Origin of the sequence: Paenalicyclobacillus cellulosilyticus, assembly GCF_014647315.1 — a bacterium.
GTDB classification, from domain to species: Bacteria; Bacillota; Bacilli; order Alicyclobacillales; family Alicyclobacillaceae; genus Alicyclobacillus_J; species Alicyclobacillus_J cellulosilyticus.
In genome coordinates this window covers 1-649 of sequence record NZ_BMOY01000111.1, presented here as the reverse complement: position 1 = coordinate 649, position 649 = coordinate 1, and the positions used below count along the sequence as shown (strand labels likewise).

Genomic DNA, 649 nt, shown 5'->3' with positions numbered 1-649 from the left:
CAATCAATCAATTCTGGTTTATTTTCTTCATTAATTAATTTTCTGCATAGTAAGCCTTTTAAAACTCCTGTTTTCCGTCATCAAACCACAACAGATCATCGAAGCAGCGCTGGCTTTTTAAAGAGAGCAGGTTTTGGTTTTCTTGGTTTGTCGCTGGCGTGCATGACGCTGCCTGCAGTGGCTGGCAGCATGGGTGCAGTGGATGTTCCTGTTTCTCATCCCTGGTCGGTGACTGGCAGTCTTGGCTACACCGTGTATGAGGATATGTTCCGAGATGATGGTCAAACGGCTGTGGGTCGCTTTGCCATTGGCCGCGATGTATACACTGGTAATTCTCTGACCTGGGGTCTTGAAGTTGGCGTGCAAAGCGGCAACACCATGCGTTATTTCCCATCACAAGCCGCCATTGATGCGCTTGGCGGTCTTCCGATTCAAACGACGGTGAAGCCGATGCTTGATGCGCTAGTGACTTTGAAAACCGCTTCTTTCGGCACAATACCCGTATTTGCTCAACTCAAAGGCGGGATTGCCTATCGCCGCTGGCAGTTTAATGACCGAGACAGCATTAACGATAAATCACGAATTGCCGGTGAAGTGCAGGCGGGGCTAGGTGGCTTTATCAGTGAGCGGACAAGCTTGAGTTTGTCTT

Annotated in this window: 1 protein-coding gene; it reads left to right on the top strand. The window is 49.0% G+C overall.

The genetic code is table 11. The features are described from left to right. The coding region (locus IEX97_RS13040) for a hypothetical protein (RefSeq protein ID WP_188883528.1) at positions 1-649 on the top strand (649 nt) is incomplete at both ends.